Source organism: Bradyrhizobium acaciae, assembly GCF_020889785.1.
GTDB classification, from domain to species: Bacteria; Pseudomonadota; Alphaproteobacteria; order Rhizobiales; family Xanthobacteraceae; genus Bradyrhizobium; species Bradyrhizobium acaciae.
In genome coordinates this window covers 1-1448 of record NZ_JACMYK010000304.1, presented here as the reverse complement: position 1 = coordinate 1448, position 1448 = coordinate 1, and the positions used below count along the sequence as shown (strand labels likewise).

Annotated in this window: 1 protein-coding gene; it reads left to right on the top strand. The window is 62.8% G+C overall.

From position 1 onward, the window contains the following. Positions 1-170 precede the first annotated feature (170 nt). Positions 171-1199 carry an IS110 family RNA-guided transposase gene (locus H8A92_RS40410; RefSeq protein ID WP_229200798.1) on the top strand — a complete coding sequence of 343 codons (1029 nt, stop codon included), beginning with the start codon at positions 171-173 and terminating at the stop codon, positions 1197-1199. The last annotated feature ends 249 nt before the right edge of the window (positions 1200-1448 follow it).

The following is a 1448-nucleotide window of genomic DNA, read 5'->3' as shown; positions in this document are numbered from 1 at the left end:
AGATGGGGTAACGGGCCCCAGGGAACCTTCCAATCCAGCCGCGCTAGCTACGGCGCTGTTGGATGCGCGCGTCGCGCGGCTGGATTGGAAGGCAAGCGGTCGTCCCTCACATTGATGGTGTAGCGGAGTCGGGGCCTAAGCCTCGCTCCAAGCATCGAGGAGAGACGACCATGAACCATTATGCCGGAATCGACGTGTCATTGGAATGCTCCAGCGTGTGCGTTGTCGATGCGAACGGCAAGATCGTTCGGGAGGCCAAGGTGGCCAGCGAAGCGGAGGCGCTGATCGGCTGGTTCCGATCGCTCGGGTTCGAACTCGCCAGGATCGGACTGGAGGCCGGACCGCTGTCACAATGGCTTTATGCAGCGATGAAGAAGGCCGGCCTTGCGGTCGAGCTTCTGGAGACGCGCCACGCGAGCGATGCCTTCAAGGCGATGGCGGTGAAGTCGGACCGCAATGACGCCCGCAACATCGCGCAATTGATGCGGCTCGGCTGGTTTCGGCCAGTGCATTGCAAGTCGATGAGTGCCCAGGAGACCCGCGCAATGCTGACAGCGCGCAAGCTGATCCAGGCCAAGCTTCAGGACCTCGAGAACAGCCTGCGCGGGATCTTGCGCGGCTTCGGTTTGAAGGTCGGCAAGACGACGAAGCGCAGCTTTGCAGCACGGATCGGCGAGCTGGTGGCCGGCCATCCAGCCCTTGAGACGATCGCCGCGGCGACGCTGGCGGTTCACGCGGTGCTGCTGCGCGAGTTCAACGGTTTTGAGAAGCGGGTGCGGGCGATGTCACTTCTGGATGCCCAAGCCAGGCTGCTGATGTCGACGCCGGCCGTGGGGCCGATCATCTCGCTGACCTATGCCAGCGCCATCGATGACCCAGCCCGCTTCACCTCGTCGAAGCGGGCGGGACCGCTGTTCGGGTTGACGCCGAAGAAGTACCAGTCAGGCGAGACCGACTACTCCGGCCGCATCAGCAAAAACGGCGATGCTTCCGTGCGTGAGGCGCTTTATGAGGCCGCCCACATCATCCTGACCAAGCCGATCAAGGGCTGCGCACAGCTCAAGAGCTGGGCCATGCGGATCGCCAAGCGCGCCGGCATGAGCAAGGCCAAGGTGGCGCTCGCGCGCAAGCTCGCCGTGATCATGCTGCGCATGCTCAAGGACAACGTGCCGTTCAAGGCGACTGCCATGGCGGCTTAAAACAGGAGCGCACAGGTTTTCGGGCGGGTCACGACACCAACCTTCCCGAAGCGAAGTCCCTTCGCCGGGACGATGGATCAGGTCAGGCCGTCATCCGGGTTGTCGACGCATCTGTTGATGCGATCACGCTTTCCGTAGATTGGCCGACCTGCTCCTCTCTAGAACCCCATCAGGCGACGGTCACAGCGCCGATCCCGTACAGAAGCAGGTTCCCGGCGAGCGGATGACGCAAAAGGGATTGACTAACCA